Genomic DNA, 25,515 nt, shown 5'->3' on the forward strand with positions numbered 1-25,515 from the left:
TATTAAAAAGGCTCCTTTTGGGAGCCTTTTTCTACCTAAAATGTTTTATAGATGTTTATCTAGAAATGCACTCAGTTCTTTAAATAAAATTTTACGGCTCTGTTTATCATCAAAGTAGTGAGTACCATCTTTGATTTCCACATAATCAACGTCAACTTTCTTCTTTGCTTTATCATAGAAGTCTGAAGATTGAGAGTGATGCACTTGAGTATCTTTGGTGCCATGAATGAGCAGCACAGGCGATTTTATTAAATCGATATGGTTAATCGCTGAAACATGTTCAAGTTCATCAATCGCCTTACTATCCGACATATCAACGATGTTATTTAAATCAAAGAACCAATTATTTTCATCTTTAACGAGTTCTTTTACATCACTAATCCCTGAAATACTGGCAACGCAATCAAATCGATTTGGTTCTTGGAATGCAGAGGTAAGTGCGACATAGCCGCCATAACTAAAACCAACAACACAAGCGTTCTTTTTAGACACAGGGAAGTGCTCAACAACATAATCCATACCATCATAGATATCATGCTGCATTTGTTTGCCCCATCCCATATAGCCGTCAGTTTCAAAGTCACTTCCAAACCCCGTCGACCCTCTAAAATTCACTTGTAAAACGGCATGCCCTTTTGCAGCAATAAATTGCTTAATGGGATCAAAGTACCGATAGTCTCTGGCATTTGGACCACCGTGAGGTAGAACAACCAAAGCTGGATCTTTAACACCTTGGGGGATAGTTAAATAACCTGGAATGCTTTTACCATCACGAGCCTTAAACTCGATATTTTGGGTCGTCATCATCGGCTGTTTAACTAATTGAGGAATCTGAGCCAACCAAGCACCAGCTTTTTGGTTTCGTAAATCAATATAATAATAAACAGGGACTTTATTTGGAGACTGGGCCCAAGCAATAATGCGTTTTTTGTCTTTGCTAACGCTGACGACATGAGCCGAGTCCGTATTCTTAAGCACATTGCTAACTGTCTTGGTTAAATTATTAGATTTTTGATCAAAATAATAATTGCGCTTAAAGTCATCAAAGTAATACACCCCTATGACTTCGCCTTGACTATTTTTTAATGCTCCATCAATGTCATACTTTTCATGGCCATAAATCATTTTTTCAAATTTATTATTAACAATGTCAAATAACCATAATGAATCTCTTCGTGTTTGATGATCACTGATGACGTAAGCTTTAGTCGCTTCATCATTCAGTGCAATAGGCCAAAAAGTTTCACCATCAAATGTTTTTCGTGAATGCAATTTCTGCATATCGCTATTGTTATCTTTTCGATACCAAATAGTTCTCTCTACAATGCTTGTGGCTCTATCTTTATCGAGTTGAATCCCTAAACGAATATTTCCATCTTTATCTGCTACCCAACCATTAATTTCGTACTTGTTAACGATTACTTTTTTAAATTTACTGTTTTTCAGGTTCACTTTAAAAACAGATACCGCAACATCCTTACTATCGTAAGCAGACATGAGAATATGCTGAGGTTCATTGGGCAGCATTGATGCTACAGAATAACCACGCAATTTATGATATTTATCTTTAGCAAGATGCTTGTTAATTAGTGGTTTAACTTTATTACTCCCAACCTCAATACTGTATGCCCTTCCTACTCTAAAAACTTTGCCATTAAAGTATTCAGGGTAACTTAACGTCACAACTAAATAGTCATTACCCGACCACTGAACAGACTCAACCCTTTCTCTGGCTTTTTTTAATTTGACTAGAGGCGTGAAATTGATTGTCGGATAATCCATTAAAACGACTTGAGGGCCATCAGCACTGTTATATACAGCAGCAATATTATTGCCATCAGGCGAGACATTGATATTTTGAAAAATACTTTGATGAGCAAACTTTTCGTGCAACTGTTCTGTTGCTAATACGTTAGCACTAGTTAAAAAAACTATCCCTATTAAATAAATAAGCTTCAAATGCATTTATTTTCTCCATATTTCAGCATAATCACAAAGTAACAAAATGAAACAATAATGTTAAATAAAATACTTGATCGTCATTTCAAAATTCAACAAAACTACTGAAAGCCTACAGACACTGCGATTAAAGATAAATTATATTGTATAAAATTTGCTATATTTATTACATTTTGTTAACAATATACAGTCAGATAAAATTAGATGCAAAGCTGACTAATAAAAAATAACTAGGGAAAAAGAGCAAATGATGAAAACAACATTTAAACGCTCGTTACTCGCAGCAGCAGTTGTCTCAGGTTTGTGCATGACAGCACCAAGCTATGCAGCAAGTAATACAGCAGGTTCTGTATATGGTGAGGCTAAAGCCAATAGCCAAATTACTTATGTAAACGAGAAAACAGGCCTAAAACGTACTGTTACAGTACCGTCTGATGGTCGATTTAATATCAATAACATCCCACCAGGCGTATACAAAGTAACCGATTCCGAGGGTAATACCAGACAAGTACTGGTAAAAGTTGGTATCGGTACTGCAGTTTCATTTGATGGTGATATTGAGTCCCTATCCGTTATAGGCTCAAGAATCATGTCTATTGATACTTCATCTGTAGAATCAACTAGCGTATTTATGCAAGACGACATTGAATTGTTACCAATTCCTCGTGATGTAGTAAACGTAGCACTGCTTACCGCTGGTACCTCTCAAGGTGGTAGCAACTTTGGTCGTAACCTACCTACATTTGGTGGTGCATCAATTGGTGAGAACGGATTCTATGTTGATGGTTTTGATGTTACTAATCTAAGAACTTTATTAAACTTCGCAAAAATACCAAATGATGCAATCTCTCAAACTGAAGTAAAATCTGGTGGTTATGGTGTTGAATATGGCCGTTCTTTAGGCGGTATTACGAACGTTATTACCAAAAGTGGTACTAATGACTGGGAGTTTGGTGGAAGTGCAATTTGGAGCCCCGATAGTTTAAGAGCTTCAGGAAAGAACTCTACTGATCGTAATTTTCCAGAGAATTATAGTACATATCGCTCCGCAGATGAAAACGATAGATTAGCTTATACCATTTTTGCTGCAGGACCAATCATTGAAGATCAGCTGTTCTTTTTCTTCAATGCTGAAGGAAGAAATGACGACTACAATAATTACGGAACCGTCGACAGCTATCGTTCTGAACGTAGTAACCCAAACTATATCGCTAAACTCGATTGGTATTTGAATGAAGATCATTTATTCAAATTAACGTACATCGATAATAAAGTTGATAGAACTTATACGCAGTATACCAATTCAGGTGGTGAAAATAGTGTTCCATACCATGTAGGTGAAGGTAATGCGATAGATTATAAGTCTGGTGGCGATATCATTATTGCTAACTATACGGGCTACATCACTGATAACTTTAACGTTCGTGTATTGTATGGTCAGCTTGAGCACAATTATGAGACTAATCCAAATTTACCAGGTGCTGACTGCCCATATGCGTGGGACACTACCGGTGAACGTGGTTGGCCTCAACGTGAAAAAATAGGTTGTTGGAACAGCTTAGCGTCCACTGTGGGTGATGACTTCCCTAATAAAGATAAAAGAACCAGCTATAAAGTTGATTTTGACTGGACTTTAGGTGATCACCATATCCGCTTTGGTTACAACGCTGAGAACTATGATTCATTTGATCCTGGCATTCAGTATTCCGGTAATATTTATTACCGTTACATCGACGGTGCAAACTATAACGAAGGTTATGTCAACGGCGTCGACGTTGGAGTTGGTACTAATACCGTTCGTGTTCGTAAGTATAATACTGAATCAGCTAAGTTCAGTTTAGAAAATACGGCATGGTACATTGAAGATAACTGGCAGGTGACTGATAACTTCCTTGCTTATATTGGTGTACGTGGTGAGACCTTTGACAACAAAGACGGTGCAGGTAAAACATTCGTAGAGAGTGGTAATCTGATCGCTCCTCGTTTTGGTTTCTCATGGGATATTGATGGTGATTCAACTAAGAAGTTATATGGTACTTTAGGTCGTTACTATATCCCAATTCCAACCAATACCAATATTCGTGTATCACGTAATGAGTTTTATACTCAAGATTTCCATTATGTAGATGGCTATAACCCAGCCGATGGTACACCAATTGGTTTAGGTGATAAGTTTGGTAACTCTATTGTAGATAACCAAATACCTGATCCACGTAAGATTGCGGATCATAACTTAAAGCCGATGCACCAAGACGAGTTAATCATTGGCTATCAACAGCAAGTATCTGAAGACTGGTTATTAAGTGCAAAAATTATGGGCCGAACCATCAAAGATGGTATGGATGATTTCTGTGCGCATGATGGTTTCACTAATTGGGCAGCAGATAATGGCTATGAAGACTTCAACCCGAATACATTACAGGGTTGTATCATCATAAACCCAGGTCGTGACATTACCGTAAACTTAGACGTACATAATAATGGCGAGTTGGAAGCTCACACAGTAAACAACAGTTACTTTGAACTACCTAAGTACAAGCGTCACTATGTTGGCCTACTACTCGAAGCAGAAAAGAGCTTATCAGACAACTGGTATGGTAACTTCTCTTATACCTTATCTCGTACATTTGGTAATGCTGAAGGTTACGTTAACTCAACGCTAGCACAAGAAGATCCGGGCGCAACACAGGACTTCGACCATAAATTATTTATGGACGGTTCTTATGGCAACTTGCCAACCGATCATCGCCATGTATTTAAATTCTATGGCGCTTATGAAGTTACTGAAGATTTCACAGTTGCTACGAATATGGTTGTAAGTGATGGTATTCCGTTAAACTGTAATGGTTATATTCCTACTGATGAAATGTCAGATCATGATCGTCAAAGTTTTGAGCGTTACTCTGCTTCAAGCTTCTACTGTGGCGGTGAGCTGACACAACGAGGGGATGCTGGTCGTGCACCTTGGACCTTCAAAATGGATATGAGTTTAATTTACCAACCTTCTTATGTTGAAGGGTTAACGGTTCAAGCAAATATCTTCAATTTGTTTAACTCTCAAAAAGCAACGACTTTTGATCAAACCTTTGACTTCGAACGTGGTAACCCGAATCCAAGTGAAAACTACTTGAATGCGACAGGTTATCAAGCACCACGTTCTGTTCAATTGATTGCTCGCTATAAGTTTTAAGCTATGTGGTAAAGCCTGAATTCTTCCCTGGGAATGATGGCTATAAGCAAAGCCCCGCAAATGCGGGGCTTTTACTTTGAAGCATAGATGAATATTTACTTGCTAAGAGTAATACTCATGCAGCACTTCAAGTAACTCATCTTCGTATTTAAAGCGGTTCTCTATTGAGGGGCCTAATATAGATAAATCATCATCGAGTTCTAATAAAATATTCTCACTTTTTGTTGCTGAATATTTATCATTGAAATCTAAAACAAAGTCAGTGCTGTTGCTGATTTTTGGAAGAAGATCCCTTGCTAGTTCTTGGCTCGTTTCACCGTGTTTTTCACAAGCGGTAACCACCTGGTTATAAATTTCAAAGTGACCTTCTGAAACATAATCAACCAAAGCATTGCAAAAGGCTTTTACGTTTTCTTGAGGTGGTAATGAATTTTCAGTGTTTTCATAAGGCGCCAAACCTGCAACTTGAAAATAATGAACTAAGAGATTACGACGATTGCTTAGCCATTGATCGATGAGTTTATGGGAGCCGCCCCACTTTTGTTCGGCCTTCTCTAGCTTTCTTAGCATCTTGTATCCCGTTAGTTTATTTATTCCCTACACCTTAATGTAAGTAACAAATCGATATTTAATCAACCTTTTTCGTATGCTTTATTCATCAAAATAAGGCATTTTCTTTCTGGTAAAACCAGTACTTTGATCTTGATCACATCTACAGTTAATTTTAGACGATCTTTTTTAAAATATTTTGTTTTGAAATATAAATAAACTGTGATTAAAAATTACAGAGCTTGATTTAGCACAAACTGACTTAAAATTTTGCTGCTACATACGTCACAATATCAGGTAAACTATCACACCTAAACATGAAGTTAGATTTTGGTAGGAATAAGCCTGATGGCAGAATTAAAAAACGATCGTTATTTAAGAGCTTTGTTAAAGCAGCCTGTTGATAGAACCCCTATTTGGATGATGCGTCAGGCTGGGCGCTATTTACCAGAATACAAAGCAACTCGTGCTCAAGCGGGCGATTTCATGTCACTTTGTAAAAATACAGAGCTTGCATGTGAAGTAACGCTACAACCATTACGTCGTTATGATTTAGATGCGGCTATTTTGTTCTCTGACATCTTAACTATTCCTGATGCAATGGGATTAGGCTTATATTTTGAAACAGGCGAAGGCCCAAAATTTGAGCGACCTCTCAGCAGTATGGCTGATATTCAAAAGCTTGCAGTGCCCGACCCTGAAGATGAACTTGGCTATGTAATGAATGCCGTTAGTACGATTCGTCGTGAGCTTAAAGGCGAAGTGCCATTGATTGGTTTCTCTGGTTCACCTTGGACACTGGCCACCTATATGGTTGAAGGCGGTTCGAGCAAAACTTTTGAAAAAATCAAAAAAATGGCATACTCAGAGCCGCAAGCACTACATCTATTATTGGATAAGCTTGCAGATTCAGTAACCTCTTATCTTAACGCTCAAGTCGCTAATGGTGCACAGTCACTGATGATTTTCGACTCTTGGGGTGGTGCATTATCTCATCACGCATATCGTGAGTTTTCATTACGTTACATGCAAAAAATCGTTGACGGCTTAACACGTGAAGCTGACGGTCGTAAAGTACCTGTAACGTTATTCACAAAAGGTGGTGGTTTGTGGTTAGAGGCCATGGCTGAAACTGGTTGTGATGCACTTGGTTTAGATTGGACGGTAGATATTGGTGATGCTCGCCGTCGTGTAGGCGAAAAAGTGGCTCTACAAGGAAATATGGACCCATCTGTACTTTACGGCACACCTGAGCGTATAGAGCAAGAAGTGAAAACCATTCTTGAAAGTTACGGTAATGGTTCTGGTCATGTGTTCAATCTAGGTCACGGTATTCATCAACACGTTGACCCAGAGCATGCAAAAGCCTTTATTGATGCTGTAGTTAAGCACTCAGGGCAGTATCATAAGTAAAATAGAATCAATTGATCGCCTCAAAATTCACTGGAGGCGATCAACTAATTGATTTTTGCCTTAATAAAGCCGATTTTAACTTTCCTAATTCCCATCCTTGTCTCTGTTTAAAATTATCACTATTAAACCAACAAGTTTCTTCTATTTTTTTACTCCTTGTAAGAACAATATGCATATAATCATCACCTTTTTTATAATCTGAAATGGCTGAAATCATAATTTGTTGACCAACACCGACCATGCTTCTATCCACGTTTGAAATTACTCTTATTTCGCGATTTACAGAGCTCTCCTCATTTTCACTCATCATAGGTACGAGCACTGTATAGTAGCCTTTGAGAAATAAGTATGCATAAGAAAAAGCTATCATGGCTTGGTATCTAGATGAGCTAAAATCAATCACTTTCTGGAAAGTTCCCTCAGTAATGTGTACGACTTTATCAGGATCATTTTTATCTTGAACTTCCTGAACTGCGCCGTTGCTACCCATTTCAGAATTAGAAGCACTGAAAAATGTAGCGACAAATTTTGCATGCTCTTCAGAAGAACAAAAAATTTCTTCTGAGATTTCTGGAATCAATGTTGAGAAATCAATATGGCTTGAGCTTAAAGTAGGCAAATTCAAAGCTCGTCTAATACCTTCGTTACCATTAGCTAACATCTCCCTACAGCCAGAGTAACAAGCATATTGTTCTTTAGGTGATAAATCAGCTGGATCTACCGCTGTTAACAGTCTAGTAAAGAGTTTAGGGTTCACTTTTGCAACATGTACTAAGTAATCTTTTCTGAAAGGAGTCATGGCAAACTGCAAAATGTCTTCAAACTGTGCTTCAGAGTATTCTGACGTTGGTAGAATCTTAGCTGCATGGACTAACTTTAGCATCTCTTTCTTTTCGTCAGTGGATAAAGCCAAATCAGAATTTAGCATTAAATGCTCTATGAATTGATTTCGAGCAGCAGTGTCTTTTAGGTGTTCTTTTGCATAAGGCATTGATAAAAACTGCTTGATAGCATCATCTAAAGAGTACTCTTCTTCGAGATTAAGTATCAATGCTTCAGCTAGGGTATGCTCAATCACTCTAGTTCGCCTTTCTATGGCTTCAGCCTTAAGAGCAGTTACTTTATCAGAAGAGTTATACTTTAAATGTTTAGCATCAGCCCAAAATTTAGTTTCGGCTTCTACTACAAACGGTTTAGCTTTTTGAGCAATGACATGTGGATTTTCTACTCTATCTCTGGAATTGTCGGTTAGCATTGCCTTTTTAGCTGTACCAAGTTCCCGCACAAAAACTTTCATTCTTTCTTCAATACGTAATTCTGTTGCCTCAAACAGTAAATCGTCTAAATTAATTGCGTGAGTTCGATTTTTTTCTTTTTCTGCTTCAACCAGTAATTTACGTTTCTCGTTGTACGTTTTCTTGGCGCTTTCTAAGTAAGGCATAATCGCCTCTTTTTTTCTATTTAACTGAGCTATAACAGATTTTCTGCTTTCTGCCATGTCTGAAGTGAACTCAGCTCGAACAGTCTTATCATTTGCGATTGCTTTTAGCTCTTCAAGTGATCTCGCTTTTTCGCAGTGACGCAAAGCTGTATTAATTTCCGTGATATCTCCCTCAAATTTACTTATATTTTTAGCTAATTGATTAGAAACATCACTGCTCGTTATTGCTGGACTAAAATTCATTACTCCAAAACAAGTTTCCATCAGATTTCTTTGTGTTTCAGTACTTGTCGCCCTTTTTATATTCGAACCACTGTGCACTGCACCTTCTTTCCTCATTTCCTCACTTTCTTTAACACTTACCCTTAAGCGTTCTTGTTGTTCTCTAGTATTACGCTGAATTCTTCCACCATTGCCCCCACTCTCTCGTTGCTCAATAGAAGAAACAATGCTTGAAATAAAGCTGGTTAGCGTGACATTATGTGCTTCTGCTGACTCTTGTAATATTTTTCTTATTCCAGATATTTGATCAGCCATTGCTGCAAGTGCTAACTTTATATGCTTTCTCTTGAACCTTGACTTATGTTGAGAAACCGTTTCCTTTAATGCAGCTTGATCATCTAAACACCCAGACAAAGCAAGTATTTTTTTAAAGCCTAATTGAAACCATTGCTGTTGATAGGAAGAAATAGTTCCATTTTTGTCATGCATAGTAAAACTGTAAACTTCCCACGCATAATTTTTCATTTGAGTAAAAAGCTCGTCTTTCGAATCACAACTCAGAGCATCATCCAAAGCGGCAACAATTTTTTCAGGTATTTCACATTCGGTATCTTGCCTAATAGGAAGGGTGAGTGATTGTGTGACAGAAGCAGCCGATCTTAAATCTTCTACACTACTTGGTAAAATTGAAGCTTCAACACTCGGGTTTGTGCTTAACGTTGAAAGTGCCGGTGAAACAACTCCTACTGGGGATACTACTCTGAGCGGGGAAGTTACGCAGCTTGAGTTACTTGCGCTTTGATGCGCTCCCGACATAGTAATGGATTCGCTTAAAGACTGCCTTTTTATGATTCCCAAGTGATCTGTCTTAATCGATGTATCGGGGGAAAAAATACCAGAATTGCGGTTTCTTTCATTACGCCTTTTTCTAAGGGTACCGTATTTTGTAGTTGAATCGAGAGTAGGCTCTCTGATGACAGCAGAATTAGTAAATATTGCACTGTGTGTAAGTTCAGCATCTTGAGGTTCGCTGTCCTCGTCGCTGCTTTCAGAGTCAGCAGACGCTTCACTGACACTTTTACTGAATACGTCAAGAGATAGAGTTAAAGGTTTATTTTCCTGTTGAGGTGTTTCTTCAGCTGGTGCGAATCCATTTTTGAATTTTTCAGACTCTAGTTGTAACCGTAATTGTGTATCCTCAACCTTTTTTTGTTGCAGGTGAAACTCCTCCACCTTGCTTTGTTGTTCTGCACTTGTTTGTGCACAAATATCATAGTCATCAAGACTCTGAGTATCATCCGCTTTACCAGTCAGTAAATTTAATGCTTTGGAAAATGTTGAATGTTTTATTACATCAGGTGTTGCTATTCCAGTCTCATCTATTAATTTTATAAGCAAGCTAGTCTTGCTGTGATGCACTAGATAATCAACAATTGCAACATTATAACTTGTCTCATTCCCCTCAAAAGTGCCTAGATTCTCAAGTATTTCATCCCCTTTTTCTGATAACAACATATCAATGCGTTTGTCGAGTGGCAGATTCTCAAAACATCTGACAGCAGTATCTTGGTCTTCATTGCAAAATGTGATGAACAGTTCTGCAGCGCCTTTAAAGTCAAGTAATTTCATCTGATTATAAAAGCGCCATTGAGCTGTACTTAATTCATCAAAAAGCACCTCTTCAGTCGCTTCTGTTTTCAAATCACCTTCTGTTTCCTCACTCAAAACTTCTAGCGCTTGAATTGCAACATCACCCGGTTTTGGCAGAGGCATTTCTGGTTTTAGGGAGCTAGAAATGTCTCCATGAGCAGGTTTGGGATTACTAATTGTAGGCTTTCCAGTGTCAGGTTTAGTTGCTCGGTCAACCTCCGGTGGTTGTTCACTTAAAGATACAGTACCTCCTGAATTACTGTTTTCTCCAGCAGTAATAATTGATGTTATTTGTGATGCCCCTCCGGTTGAAACTGACTCTGGCTGTTTATGCGTTTTCTCTTCATCTGCTTTTATATTTGCTTCAATTTTAATCTCGCCCTCTCCCCCCTGCGTACCTTCAACAGTGAAGATGCCCCCTGTTGCTCCATTTGGAGGAATTGAACGGCTCAGTGATGGCGACGTTGAAATTGAACGGCTCGGTGATGTCGATGTTGAATTACTCGTACTCAACTCTGTTTCATGGCCCCCACCTGTAGAGCCTTTCGTTGGAATAGGAGGTGTGGCACTGCCATGATTCGGCTGTTCGGGTTCTCCCCTCATCATTGAATTGGACTGGGCAGCCCCTTCCAAAACTAAGTGGTGCTTTGTTGCAGTGTGAGTATACTCTGGCCACACTCTAGGATCACTGCGCCTACCGTCTATATAACCTTTATCCATTATTGGTAATTCTTGCTTACTCGTTTGCGTTTTGGCACCACTATCTCTATAACATAACGCCGTTTTAATATTGGGGTTAACACTTTTATCTACAAGTTGGTCTAATTCTCCTTCTTCGCCACAGTTTACATTCACTAAAATTGTTCGAATCAATTTAGGTGAGAGTCCACCGTTCTCAAGTACTTCAACCAGATCTTGGGGCAGTAGTTTTTCAAGCCATCTGATTGCATACAGACCCACTTGCCCTTCATTGGCTAAAGTATCCGTAAGGGGTTTCGCCCTATTACCCTCTCCTGCCCCTTGGTGAGCTGCAGTAAGTTCCATCCCACCTGGATGGCTAGGGAGACGCTGGAACTGTTTATTGATCTTTGTTTGAGATTCCAAACCTAGCCTTGCCACGGCTTGTTGAGGTGGTAAATCTGTAAGAACTATATGTAAAGGTATATCTCTGTCATAGAAATTACAGACAATTGCACTAGCTCTTCTAGATTTATCGTCTTGTAGCCAGCAACCAGATTTAAGCAGATGCTTACTTAAGCTCGGAGATTCATCATTGACTGACTTCATTAACTCCGCAGCTTTTTTGGGGTGCACAGTAGCAAGCCTAACCATCACTTTTTCAGCTTTATGATTACACTTCCCGTTTCCTTCAGCCTCAAGTGGCTCCGAATTATTAAGTTTATCTCTAGCGCTAGAATCGTATTCACACATCTTTTTGAATACAGTAGCAGCTCTTTCAGGCTTCATTAACGCCAAAACACAAGCCGCTTTTAAATCACTTTTTAATAATGTTTTTGCCACAACATCATTAGAAAAATTCTCCGACAACAAAGCTGATGAGAGTACTTTTTGACTTGTTGTATGTTTACTAGAATCAGAAGAGGCAGTAACTTTTGAGTGATTCCAAAGAAAGCTTCTAATACGACGTGCTGCTAATGTGCCATCTGGAGAAAGTTCAAGACGGTATTTTTGTTGTTTGCCCCATTCAGTTTTAGTCTCAACACTGAACCTTCTCTTTTTTTCTGTTGCTTGAATGCGACCTTCAGTATCTGTAACAACTTCTGAACTATCAAGTTTACGTCCCTTATGATTGACTTCAGTGAAGCTGCCATAAGTTTCTGATCCATTTATGTCTGCGTTGAGTCCTTGTCTGTATGCAGCTTGTGTATAACCGGAGTAATCTGAGTGGCTCATCTGTTTACCTTTAAAGCTAAATTAGGTATGAAATTGATTCGGATATTGATGATCATGGTTAATACTATTCGAACTATCAAGGAAAGGTAAAATAAGTTTAATGACTGAATTAAAAGTTAAATTTATAAATATTGAGTTTATAAATCTCTTTTTTTTATTTTTTACAATAAAAAAACAAAATACTGATTTAAAAAAGTCAGCAAAACCAATTAAACAGCAATCTTAATCGTTCAAATACAACACTCACTCAAAAATAAAATTCTTAATAATTTTTAATAAAAACTGTTTAAAACCTAATTAAAAAGAGGCCTAGAGGCCCTTCAATTCTACTGAAATTATCCATAAAGAAGGCGCATAATGCGCCTTTAATCTCAACAATCTTTTACTTTTTCAGGTGGATGAATAAACCCTTGGTATCCATCAATCTCAAACTCGGTAAACAACTCCAGTTGTGCCGTAGTTTCAATTGCTGTCACAATGATTTCTGTATCAATGCCCTTTGCAACATTAACTAAGGCTCGACACATTTCACGCCCTTCTTGTTCCGCTAGACTTGTTGTCACAGACATATCCAACTTCACGTAATCTGGGTGAATGTTTTGCAAATACGTCATTGAGCCCAATTGCCTACCAAAATGATCGACACCCACTTGTGCACCACTTTGCTGAATCAATTCACACAATTTAATGCATGATGTCATATCACTGTAAACAGCGGCTTCTGGCACTTCAAAACATAATTTGTGTTTACCAAACACTTTAGACAAGCGTTGTTTCAACCAAGCGTGAAACTCGGTATCTCTGATACTTTGCAAGGTTAAATTGATAGCCAAAGGTTCTTTTGATTGAGAGAGCACATCATGTTCAATAATGGAATCAATAAGGTATTTATCTAGACGACTACCTAAAGAAAGCATCTCAATATATGGCATAAATTGCCCTGCATGAACTAACTCACCATCAATTTCTAACTGGCTGTAGACTTCACGATGCAATACACCTTGATTCACTGCAGAATGAATCGATTGCCACTTAAACCTAAATTGTTTATTGGTTATGGCATTCGTTAACTGTTCGCGCCATTGTTCGCGGTTTAGAGATTGCTTTTGATCTGCAGCCAATAACACATACGTCTTACCTTGCTGAATAGCCTGTTGCAGTGCATTATCAGATTGAGCCAATATATCAGAAGTTTTCATCCCTTCTATACGCTCTGCAACACCCATCACGATTTCTTGATTCGCTTTACCGCCAGCTTTAGTGATCTCTTGATTCATCACTCGGATTAACGTTTGCAAATAATGTGCTAATTTAGCCGAGTCAACATCACTCACTAAAAACGCAAATTCAAATGCAGCAATACGAGTTACAACAGATGGTGCGTCATCTTTTAATTCATGTTCTAACGTTCTAGCTAAAATGCGAATGGTTTCGTCTCGCACTTGATAACCATATTTTGAGTGTACGGTTTCCAACCAATCAAGTTTTGCAAGTATTACTGCACCACTTCCAGGCTCGGCCAGCCAACTGTCTAGCCTGCTCATCATGTACTGACGATTAGGCAAACCAGAAACATGGTCGATGAGATTCCTTTCTCGTAAATTAGAGACTTCTTGATCCAATGTATTGAACACTCTACTTAATTTGCTCGACATACTATTGAAAGCTTTTACGACGTCTTGTAGCTCTTTCGTTTTTGGAAGTGGCAAATCGGGGCCAAACTGCTGCTTTTCCATGCTTTTTGAATGCTCAGCAAGACCATGAAGTGGCTTCAATAAGAAACTCAAGCCAAATCGAGCACTGAATATTGCGATTAAGAATAGTATCGAAAATAGAATAATTGCATTTTGAAGAATTCGCCAAAGCTCATGATAACCAAAACCTGGGTGCGCAGTGATTTCAAGTGTGGCTAACTGCAACCAGCCTGATGTAACCGTACTTTCAAGCGATATTGGTCTAAATAAATTTAAATCTACAAACCATTGTGGCACTCCTTGAATCTCTACAGGGTTTTGCCAAACTTGCTCTTTTCCATCAACCAGCCATTTCAGCTTAACTTGCTGGTAAAAGCCACCTTCAAATATTACATTTATCAAGGTTTCGGCTTGTGCCATATCTCCGGCTTCTAACGCAGGTACCAACATTAGGCCAAGAGAATGGCTAGCATTGTTAATATCTGAAGTCATTTGCTTTTCAAGAAAGCTTTTTGTTTCTGTAAATTGAACATATCCAAGGCTGATTACGACCAGTAAAAACAGTCCAAACAGCAGCGCATAGATTTGTCGAAACAGCGTCATAGTTTGCTACTCCAAGTTCAACTTAGGCAATCGTAGACGATTGACACCAAGCCGTTGATTGAGGTCGTTCCATTTTTTTAAACGTGTAGCAGAGCCTGCTAATACGCCCCGACCTTTCTCTTTATTAAGCCACAATTGCTTACCGTTAAAACTGTATACAGGGATTAAATCAGTACGCTTTGTTGCTGGTTTTATTTGTTTATCTAAGTTATCTAGAATAAGAGGGATAGAGCCCGGTGTTTCATAATAGGCGAGCACCATATGGTATTGATCTAACGTATTCGCTTTTACCATCGTAATGCGCATCTTATCTTCTGGTACACCTAGCTGTAATAACGTGAAATACTTTGCTATAGAAAAGTCTTCACAATCACCGCCATTAACACCGATAAACTCCATTGGTGTTGCCCAATAGTTCGATTGCCCCCAAAGCTTGATATCATCAACAAAATTGAACAAATTAAAGAATCGATTTACCTGCTCTAATTGCTGTTTTTCGTTAATTCCTGAAGCCTTATCAATGACATTAAACCAAGCTGATGTTCGCTTACCAGCCCGCTCTCCATAGCGTTTTTGTACCGTATTTATCGTTTTATTACGATCAATATTAGGTTGTGAAGCACTGACGAACCCTAAGATCAACAGAGCCAGCACACTTGTGCTGGCTATTTTTAGTTGTTTCAGAACCTTGTACTTCTCGGTTCTACGACTCATACCACTCCGTTATCCTTAATACTTTAACTGCAGGATAACGAGTTACAGTTTGTCGTCCTGATCTACAGTATAAATTGTCCACTTGTACGCTGCGGCAGTATCTTTGCCTTGAATCTCAGCGACTACTCGACGATTCTTAGCATGTGCATATGCACTTTCTGAATCATCTACTGGCTTATCAAAACTATAGCCTATCGCTTCTAAGCGCATAGGATCAATACTAAATTTTTCTGTAAGTACTGAAGTTACGGCTTGAGCTCTATTTTTAGACAATTCGAGGTTGTGCTCGTGACTACCCGTTTTGCTACAATGCCCTTCAATCACCACATTTGTATTTGGAAACTTTCTCATAAAAGCGGCGATTTCTTCTAGCTGACCATAATATTTCGGAGCTAGATAATATGAGTCGTTCGCAAACTGAACTTTAAGCTCTTTACGCTCTTTGTTCGTTGCTACGGTTCCACAACCATAATTGTTAATTTCTGCACCTGATATTGTACCCATACACTTCTCACGGGCGACAATAACACCATCTTTATCTTGGTCGTTTAAATCATGAACTTGTGCTGTTGCACCCGTCATGTCAACTGTGTCACGCATTGAGCAAGCACCAAGACTTGCAACAGCGGCTAGTATTAGTAACGTCCTCATTACTTAACTCCTCCTGAGTGCTCTTCTTCGCCTTTCCATTCTGCAGGTCGTGTAACACGAAGCGAATCCAATAGTTTACCGTTTGAATTCATCACACGATATTTAGCGATGATCTCATCATATTCAGCTTGCAAATAACTTTTACGAGATTCGAATAATTCGTTCTCTGTATCCAACAAATCTAATAAGGTTCTTTGGCCTAAACTAAATTGTTGCTTATAAGCCTTTTGTGTTTGCTTTGAAGCCTTTACATGTTCACGAATGAACATTTTTTGTGGGCCTAGTAATTCATAGGCATTCCACGATAAATGCACACCTTCAACCACTTGACGATGAGCTCTTTCACGCGTTTCTTTTGACTCAGTAATGCGATAAGCCGATTCTTTCTCACGTGCTAAATCTTTACCACCGGCATAAAGGTTATAGCGCATACGAACCATCGCTTGGTAATCATTGCTATGACCACCAACGTCATTTGTGAATAAGCCTGTACCCGTTACCCCATCTTCACCATTCAGATCATTATTGAGATTACCATTTAGCTCTAATGTGAATTTAGGGTAATAGTTTGACTGAGCAGACTCTCGCTCAAACTTTGCTGCATTAATATCATTTGCTGCAGCTTTTAAGACTGGATGTACTTCATTCGCAGTCATTAAGCTGTCACTTAAATCTTGAGGCATCATGTCCATATCAGGCACTGGAACCACAAGATCTTGTGGTTCAGTTTCAACAACACGAACAAACTGAGCTCTTGCATCAACAAAGTTATTTTTAGCGGCAATGACATTAGCATTAGCACGCGCAACACGTCCGGTAATTTGCGACAGATCGGCAATAGAACCTAGGCCTTGATCTGTTTTATGTTTTATCTGCGTGTAAATTTCTTTATGAGCATGCAAATTCTTTTCTGACAAGTGCAGTACTTCTTGAGCATGAATATAATTCACGTACACTTTAGCTACATCTAGAGCGATATCTTCTGCCGCAGCGAAAAGTGTCCATTGCTCAGCACTCGTTTCATAGCTGGTACGTTTGGATTCACTGCTCGTATAAAAACCATCGAAGATCAGCTGACGAATACTCACGCCAAACTCGCCTCGTTTTAGCTCTTCATAACGGTCATCTACATTTACTGCAATATTCGAATCACGCCTTGTTGCCGGTGAGTCTGTATACTCATAACCATAACCAGCTGTTAAGTCGACACTTGGCAAGTAACCTGCCCAAGCTTGATTATGTTGCTCTTCTCTCACCTTAAAGCGGCTATAAGCAATTCGAATATCAGGGTTTGTATCTAGAGTGTGTGCCACCGCTTGCTCTAACGACTGACTATAGCCGACGGTTGGTAACAAACAAGCAGTCAAGGCAAGTGCAATCCGTTTGCGCTTAAGCTGCCTAATCCCTTTAAAGTCCATGTTGTTTCTCCCAGTTTCCATTTAGCGCTCTCTTAACGCTGTATCTTTAGCTCGTAAAATTGGATTCAATATATATTCGAGAATGCTTCTTTCTCCTGTAATCACATCTACAGAAGTTAACATTCCTGGAATAATCGGCATGTCAGTGCCGTCTTTCTTGGTTAAACTTGATTCGGCGGTCCTTACCCGAACCAAGTAAAAACTGTTTCCTTCTTCATCTTGTGTTGTATCTGCACTGATATGTTCAACAGTCCCATCTAGACCACCATAACGAGTGAAGTCATAAGCCGTTACTTTTACCACTGCAGGTAAACCTGGATGAAGGAAGGCAATATCTTTTGGGCTGACTTTCGCTTCTACTAATAGCTGATCTTCTGATGGGACAATCTCAATGATGTCGACACCCGGTTGTACGACACCACCAAGCGTATTGATATGAACGGTTTTAATTGTGCCATTGACAGGTGAAGTGATCACCGCTTTGCTTACTTTGTCTTGTGCTCCGACTTGCGCTTCGTTCATGCGAGATAACTTTGTTTGCATTTCATTTAACTGCGCACGGTTATCTGATGCGAAACTGAATACGGCTTCTCGACGTTTAAAAATCGCTTCATCTAATGCCGCTTTCACTTTCGGCCGCATAATACGGACAGTTTGTAACTCGCCTTGCAAATCATTCACGCTGCGCTCAAGTTTTAATAACTCAACCTCAGGAACAATGCCTTTGTCAGCCAATGGTCGAGTCAACTCTAATTCTCGTGTTAATAGTCGATAGCTAATTGTTAGAGTTTTTATCTTGGATGCAATTTCTTGCATTTCCTGATCTCGTTGCTGAATCTGTCTTGCAAGAATTTCGAGTTGGTTATTAAGGTTGTTTAAGCGTCCATCATATTCATTGTATTGTCTTTTAACCAGCAACGGTTCCTCAGCCAATAGATCTTCAGGAAAATTTGGTTTGGTAAATTTAACACCAACCTGCTTTCTCCAATCAGTACTCGTATCTGAAAGGCGTATACTGTCAAGTTCTGCCTGTAAACGAATTACATTCGCTCTTAAACCCACAACTTCTTGTTCTTGCTGGGCAAAATCGGATCGAAAACGAGTGTCATCAATTCGTGCTATTGCTTGCCCTTTTTTAACAACCATTCCCTCACGCACATACATCTCTTGTAATACGCCACCATCTAAACTTTGTATTACCTGAACCTGTGATGACGGAATAACTTTGCCTATGCCTGTTGTTACTTGATCGATCACTGAAAAAAACGCCCAGACAAAAAAGCAGAACAACATTGCAGCTAAGGACCAAATGATCATCCGGTGAGCGCTTGGAACGTCAGTCATCATCGCCCCATAAACATCATCGACCATTTCTAACTCTTGGTTGGTTAGCTTTTTATTCATTGTGCTGACCTCCCTGTCAATTGCCCTTTATTTAACTGTTGTATGATCTTATCTTTAGGGCCATCGGCGACCACATGCCCGTGATCTAATACGATGATTCGATCAACCAGTTGTAATAGGTGCATTTTATGGGTGATCAAAAATAAACTTCTGTCTTTGCTTACATGCGCCATTGACTGAATAAACTGCTTTTCAGCACGAGAATCCAAACTGGCTGTTGGCTCATCCATCAATAACATGGCGGGGTCGTTTAGACTTGCTCTAGCAAGTGCAACTGTTTGGCGTTGTCCTCGACTTAACGTGTATCCACCCTCACCAACTTGTTTGTCTAACCCTTCAGATTCAAGGTTAGTAAACTGATTCACTCCTGATAATTGAACCGCTCTGATCAATTGATGTTCTGAAACCTGTCGAGTTCCAAAAAGGATGTTATCTCGGATTGAACCATGAAAGAGGGTGACATCTTGTGGCAAGTAACCAAAGTTACGTCTTAAATCACTCGGATGAACTTGTTCACCATCCATTCCATCGTATCTAAGGCTTCCCTGAGAAGGTTGGAATAATCCTAGCAAAAGTTTAGCTAAGGTACTTTTACCTGAGCCATTACGACCAATAATCGCAATTCTTTCACCTGGTTTAATTGATAAACTGATATTTTTTAAAATAGGCTTTTCAGATTCAGGGTAATTGAAACTCACTCTGTCGAGCTCTATTTTACCTTGGAGACGTTGCTTACTGACTAGATGTCCTTTATCTTCAAATTCGTCTTCTTGTTTCATGATTTCATCAAGCTGACGCAGAGCACTCATTGTCGTATTAGCACGAGTCATTAAACTCGCTAACTGTGCCATCGGTGATATTGCACGGCTTGATAACATCACTGCTGCAATGATTCCGCCCATTGATATGTCACCGTCAGCCACTCGATATACGCCAAGAATAACTACTGACACCGTTGTCAGCTGAACCATAAAGTTAGCCACATTTGACACTGAATTGGAGAGTTTTTTCGACTTTAACTGCCAAGTGGCACTGTGGCCTGTCATTTGTTGCCAGGTCTTTTGTAATACCCCTTCGGCCCCATTAGCTTTGATCGACTCTAGAGCAGATAAACTCTCAATTAAATGTCCATGTTTAAGACTAGAAAACTTATTACCTTCATCAATGGCGGCTTTGAGCTTAGGCTGCAAATACAGAGTGAAACCAATAATAACGGCACCAAAAATAACAGGAATAAAAACTAAATCCCCTGCAACAAGTGCAATAATGGCAAGAAAGAACAATGCAAACGGTATATCAACTAAAGCAGTGATGGTCGCTGAAGTTAAAAAGTCACGAATATGATCAAACTCCCCTAATTGCTTCGCCATCCCCCCAACGCTAGGTGAACGTTTAGCTAAAGGAATACCAACTGCTTTTGCAAAAAGTTGTGAAGATACAATGATATCGATTTTTTTACCCGCAACATCAGTCAAATAGCTTCTCAACTGACGCATAATAAAATCGAACAAATAAGCGATACCGGCTCCAACTGCCATAACCCATAAAGAGTTAAACGCTAAATTAGGCACCACTTTATCGTAAACATTCATGATAAATAGCGGAGAAACTAATGCAAAAATATTGACCAAAACGGATGCAATGAGTACATCCCGATAGATAGGCTTAGCCGCTTTTACGGTACTCCACAACCAATGCCCATGTTTTTCAGGAACATGAACATCAAACCCTTTGTCTCCTCGATACTGCTGCTTTACCAAAAACAGATAGCCGACGTATAGAGCTTCTAAAGCTTCTATTGTCATGACCTGTTCACCACCTGATTCAGGCAATTGAATCACGGCCTTATCAGCATCGAAATCAATCTCTCTGAGAATACAAGCTTGCTTATCTTTTAGCAGTAAGACACAAGGGAACATCACCGATGAAAGGTGATTTAAGCTTTTTCGAGCTAACTTGGCTGAAAGCCCTGCTCTCGAGGCTGCTTGCGGAAATAAGTCTGGCGTTAAATTAGAGGACTGCAAAGGCAAACCTGCCGCAAGCGATTCACTTGAGCACGGGTTACCAAAGTGTTCTGTGAGCAACACTAAACTGTCGAGCAGTGGATCAGCAAAAACTCTCTGCGATGCAGAAATTGTCCACTGTTCAGTTTTATCTGACGTTGTAGCAGGCACTTTACTCTCTATTCCTTGTTATTATCTTTTTATCCCTTAGCAACTATTTCCATCAAATATGACTTACCCAGTTCGAGTAAAACTTGAACTCGAACTAGGATATAGTTACTAGAGCCTAAGCTCTTTTAAATAATGGGGTACAAGCGATTATGGTAATAACTCACCCGTTCTAAACGAGTCATTCTCATGTAACTCTTTTGGGCCATTGCTCGAACTGAACGGAGAAACGTCACTTGTATTTGTTTCAATTAACTGACTTTGATTATCAAATTCAGATTGATAGCTTATCATACCAGTGTCTCCCCCTTGAGTGCCAACATATTGTGTCAAATTGTTGACGTCCTTAAGTTCAATTTGTTGAATAAACTCTGCGGTATCGAATTCTGAGGCTCGTGTTTCACTCGCATTAACACCTTGAATACCATTCCCCATTTCAAAAATAGAGTGTCCGATTTCTATTATGTCATCGATTGAAATGAGCTTATCGATAAATAAGTCAATAGACGGTTCTTGCTCTAGCACAAATTCAAAATCATCAACATTCATCTCAATTTCTACGGCATCATTACTAGCACTTTCTGTTACGATATTCGTTTGTGAGTTATCAGCAAAATTTAAGTTTATTGTAAAATTTGCAGTTGTTGAGTCTCCATCATCATCCTCAATGGTATAAACAAAAGTTTCGCTTTGACCTTGAGGGATATCTGCGGCGTTTTCCGTTAAGGTATACGTGTAGTCTCCTAACGAATTAATAACTAAGTCACCATAAATACCGTTGATAGTAATATTAGAACCTGTCATTGAATAGGTTGTGCCTTGGAAGAGGAGTTCTGTAACTTCATAACCTATATCTGCACCAAGCACGTTTCCTTCATCAGCTACGTTTCCTGTGACTGAAGGGCGCTCACTTATCAAATCTATTTGAGCAACCAATTTGAATTCAGTCGAACCTCCTTCTTCCGTATATACAGTTTCACCAATTGGAACTACGTTGCCATCTGAATCAACAAAGTCTAGTTTATTGAACTGATATTCATTGGCACCATCTAAGAATGAACCTGTTACTGACAAAATGGTAATTTCGTCAGCAGGATTTGGTGTTCCACCGGTTTCATTATGATCAAACACAACTGTAACGGTTACATCGACTTCATTACCGTTTGAATCTGTAACACTGAATGTAATTTCTAATGTCGCTTGACCAATTGCATCTGCATATACCTGGTTATTTAGGTGCGTAAACGTACCTAATAATATGTCCTCTCCAATTTCTAATGTCCCACCTAACCCATCATCATTATCAGCAAAGTTATAGCCTGATTCTACTGAGCTAGTTGACGATGCTCCCCAACGAATTTGGTCTAGCCCCCCGTCCCCATTACCGTCGTTAGTATTTACATTGGCCCCCCCCTGCCAAGCAACCCAATTAGCAACCATTCCACTCATCGAGAAATTGTCAACGATAATATTGGTTTCAATATTATCAGCTTCAATACCATCATCCTCTACAGATACTGCAAACATTGAAGAGGTAATTTCAGTATTATTTGCTGATAAGACATGTACGCCGATATCAATACTTTTATCATCTTCCACGTCTATGACATCATGATCAATGGGTTTCAATAAAGTCACTTCGTAATCCCAATTACCATCAAAGTTTTCAGGTTCACTGGTTAATGTGATGTGAATAACATCATATGCCGCAGAATTATTAGTGGCTGCAACATAACCCACAAGCGTATTTGACTGTGCATTCCAAAGCCACTCTACAGCTTGATCTTGAGAAGTAATACCTTCTGGCCCTGTTAACATGAGAGAAATCTCAGTTTCATCAGGATTAGAAATGTTAATCTTTCCAATATCCGTCACTGAATCAGTTGTATCTGTATCTCCCGATTCATCAGGGGTACCAAATTGCAGTCCTTCCTCAGAAACAGCACTCGGATCTGCTCGTGTAATGACAATCGGATCTGGCGTTGGTGTCACTTCAATATTTAACGTTGATTGCTCAGTAAAGCTATTGGCATCTTGCATTTGATATACAATGCTCGGAACATTACCGTTATAGTTTTTTGCAGGCGTGAATTCGTAATTACCATTGCTATCAAGACTGAAAGTACCCACGTCAATTATTGCGATGTCACTGCCATCAGCAGCATACTCTGCAGCATCACCAGCAATCATGAAACTCAATACGGTAATCGGAGAATGTGAGCTATAGCCATCAATTACATTCCCGCTAGTTAATCCTGAATCTTCTGCAATAGTGATAACTTCGTCATCATCAATAAAGCCACTGACAAGCGGTGTAACTGAAATAGTCGAAACCGTATTATCGCCATCACCATCAGTTACATTAACACTAAATTCAAACTCCGAAGTATCACCACCGACTTGCATTTCTTCATATTGTAAGAAGTCCCATTCCCCTGTTGCTGGAGTAAAGACAAATTCAAAAATGACATTATCGTTTGTGTCTACTCCACGGATAATATTCCCAGACAATTCAGTTGTGATTAACTGACCGCCTAATGTTCTAAGCTCTCCTGATGTCATGGATAAAAGCTCCATTTCCCCAGGTCCATCTGCCCCCCATATGGCTTCAAGCTCTCCATTAGCATAACCAATTACTGGCTCAGGCTCACCGATAAACTCAACACTGGTAATCGTAAAATCACTATTATCATTAGGATTATTCTTACCATTGTCAGTCGCTTTAATAATCATGGTATCAAAGCCGCCTTCAATAGCTTCGAAGTTCGCAGCAAAATTACCGCTAGATGTATCTGAAGTGAATGGTACCGAAGCGATTAACTCTCCATTCCGATAAAACTCAACTACGCCCGTTTCATCTTCACTTCCGCCGAACATTGCTGCAAACTCTATCTTAACGCCGTAAGCTAATGTCCCTTGATCTAAAGTGAAAATGACTTCTTCTGACGCAGATTTATTACCGAGCGTTCTAAAATCTACTTCACCAGCAATAGCGTGGTACGGTGCTCCTGCACTTTGTACACCAATACCATTTCCATCACTATACAAAATGGCATCAACTAATGTGATATCCTCACTCGACTTAAATCCTTTTCCTGAAATGGTAAACCCGTCAAAGTCCATTTCGTATGCATTCGTTAAATTAATTAGCGAGAAATTACCCACTAGGGTATTTGGTATATCTTGCTCAGTGACAATGACTGTCTCTTCATTTACTACAGCAGGGCGATCATCCTCAAAGCTTATTGAAATCGTTGCTGTATCTGTGCCGCCATTACCATCTGATACTAATAGCTCAAACTGTCCTAGTATTACGTCTTCAACAGTTGTGTCAGGGTGATCAATTGGCCCCTCTAAATTCACAGTATAAGTCCATATATTACTGCTCGTATCCAAAGGCGCCGTTAGTGCTATTGTAATAATTTTCTGATAATCGCCATTAGCGAGTGAACCAATAGAGCCTATCAAAGTATCTGTGTTAGGATCCCATGTCCAAGTGATAGGCATTTGTCCCGACGTTAAATTCAAAAGGTCTCCACCTTCAGAGAATATTGGGGACTCACCCATTGATACAGTTAGTTCATCGTTGTCGATGTCTTCTATTTCAAAAGTTCCAGAGTTGACGGTACTGTTTGATTTATCTTCTGGTGAACCTGTTTGATCTGGGATTCCTACATAATCTTGATCATCAGGAGTCAGACCTTCTTCTGATACACTTCTTGCCTCAACATTACTGATTTTAGGGTCGTCATTAATACCAACTATAGTGACCGATACCGTCGTTGATGTTCCGTCGGATAACGCCACGGTAAATGTCTTAAGAACTTCTTCATCTTGAGCTAATCCATCAACTGTCGCATTTTGATTAAGCGTGTATGTCCAGTGACCTTCGTCATCTACGGTAAAGGTGCCGTAAACGTCACTGACGGTGTTGGCAACAAAGGCTAGGTTAGGGTTATCTGCATCCGTTGCCGTTAGGGTTCCATCAGCAAATAAGTCTGTGTCTTCGACTACAGTATCTGCACCCTCACTGACTATTGGCAAATCATCCGTTCCGATTATTCTAATCGTTACTGTGGTTTCTGTGCCATCAGATAACGCCACCGTAAAGGTCTTGGTGAGTTCTTCATCTTCAACCAGTGCATCAACTGTCGCATTTTGATTAAGCGTGTACGTCCAGTTACCTGCGTTATCCACGGTAAAGGTGCCGTAAACGTCACTGACGGTGTTGGCAACAAAGGCTAGGTTAGGGTTATCCGCATCCGTTGCCGTTAGCGTTCCATCAGCGAATAAGTCTGTGTCTTCGACTACAGTATCTGCACCCTCACTGACTACTGGCAAGTCATCCGTTCCGATTATCTTAATCGTTACTGTGGTTTCTGTGCCATCAGATAACGCCACCGTAAAGGTCTTGATGAGTTCTTCATCTTCAATCAGTGCATCGACCGTCGCATTTTGGTTAAGCGTATACGTCCAGTTACCTTCGTTATCCACGGTAAAGGTGCCGTAAACGTCACTGACT

At 39.5% G+C, this 25,515-nt stretch carries 12 protein-coding genes; 2 read left to right on the top strand and 10 right to left on the bottom strand.

Translation table 11 applies throughout. From position 1 onward, the window contains the following. Positions 1-45: 45 nt before the first annotated feature. Positions 46-1,965 (bottom strand): alpha/beta hydrolase family protein, encoded by a 1,920-nt coding sequence (locus tag AC1EU2_RS11315; protein ID WP_480298380.1) that lies wholly within the window; start codon positions 1,963-1,965, stop codon positions 46-48. A gap of 244 nt (positions 1,966-2,209) precedes the next feature. On the opposite strand from AC1EU2_RS11315, the gene AC1EU2_RS11320 reads away from it, so the two are divergent. Then, positions 2,210-5,149: a TonB-dependent receptor gene (locus AC1EU2_RS11320; RefSeq protein WP_480298381.1), complete on the top strand. Its 2,940-nt coding sequence runs from the start codon at positions 2,210-2,212 to the stop codon at positions 5,147-5,149. Positions 5,150-5,251: 102 nt separating this feature from the next. Here the strand turns inward: AC1EU2_RS11320 and rsd are convergent, their stop codons facing one another. Further along, positions 5,252-5,719: a sigma D regulator gene (gene rsd / locus AC1EU2_RS11325; protein ID WP_129945699.1), complete on the bottom strand. Its 468-nt coding sequence runs from the start codon at positions 5,717-5,719 to the stop codon at positions 5,252-5,254. Positions 5,720-6,046: 327 nt separating this feature from the next. Between rsd and hemE the strand changes: the two genes are divergently transcribed. Beyond that, positions 6,047-7,111, top strand: coding sequence for a uroporphyrinogen decarboxylase (hemE, locus tag AC1EU2_RS11330; protein ID WP_480298382.1), 1,065 nt, complete (start codon positions 6,047-6,049; stop codon positions 7,109-7,111). A 40-nt stretch (positions 7,112-7,151) separates the two neighbouring features. On the opposite strand, the gene AC1EU2_RS11335 is transcribed toward hemE, so the two are convergent. From AC1EU2_RS11335 to AC1EU2_RS11370, 8 genes are all read right to left on the bottom strand, one after another. Further along, positions 7,152-12,338, bottom strand: coding sequence for a hypothetical protein (locus AC1EU2_RS11335; protein ID WP_480298383.1), 5,187 nt, complete (start codon positions 12,336-12,338; stop codon positions 7,152-7,154). Positions 12,339-12,709: 371 nt separating this feature from the next. Next, positions 12,710-14,635 (bottom strand): bifunctional diguanylate cyclase/phosphodiesterase, encoded by a 1,926-nt coding sequence (locus tag AC1EU2_RS11340; protein ID WP_480298384.1) that lies wholly within the window; start codon positions 14,633-14,635, stop codon positions 12,710-12,712. Positions 14,636-14,641: 6 nt separating this feature from the next. Further along, positions 14,642-15,349: a transglutaminase-like cysteine peptidase gene (locus AC1EU2_RS11345; protein WP_480298385.1), complete on the bottom strand. Its 708-nt coding sequence runs from the start codon at positions 15,347-15,349 to the stop codon at positions 14,642-14,644. A 42-nt stretch (positions 15,350-15,391) separates the two neighbouring features. Continuing rightward, entirely contained in the window at positions 15,392-16,000 is a 609-nt protein-coding gene (locus AC1EU2_RS11350) for an OmpA family protein (protein WP_480298386.1), read from the bottom strand. Continuing rightward, positions 16,000-17,418 carry a TolC family outer membrane protein gene (locus AC1EU2_RS11355; protein ID WP_480298398.1) on the bottom strand — a complete coding sequence of 473 codons (1,419 nt, stop codon included), beginning with the start codon at positions 17,416-17,418 and terminating at the stop codon, positions 16,000-16,002. The genes AC1EU2_RS11350 and AC1EU2_RS11355 overlap by 1 nt, the downstream gene beginning before the upstream one ends. A gap of 21 nt (positions 17,419-17,439) precedes the next feature. Beyond that, a complete protein-coding gene (locus AC1EU2_RS11360; protein WP_480298387.1) occupies positions 17,440-18,822 on the bottom strand; it encodes an HlyD family type I secretion periplasmic adaptor subunit in 1,383 nt (460 codons plus the stop codon). Next, a complete protein-coding gene (locus tag AC1EU2_RS11365; RefSeq protein ID WP_480298388.1) occupies positions 18,819-20,996 on the bottom strand; it encodes a type I secretion system permease/ATPase in 2,178 nt (725 codons plus the stop codon). The genes AC1EU2_RS11360 and AC1EU2_RS11365 overlap by 4 nt, the downstream gene beginning before the upstream one ends. 147 nt (positions 20,997-21,143) lie before the next feature. Beyond that, the coding region (locus AC1EU2_RS11370; protein WP_480298389.1) for a VCBS domain-containing protein at positions 21,144-25,515 on the bottom strand (4,372 nt) is incomplete at its 5' end.

The organism is Parashewanella sp. 2304DJ23-3, from assembly GCF_056591695.1.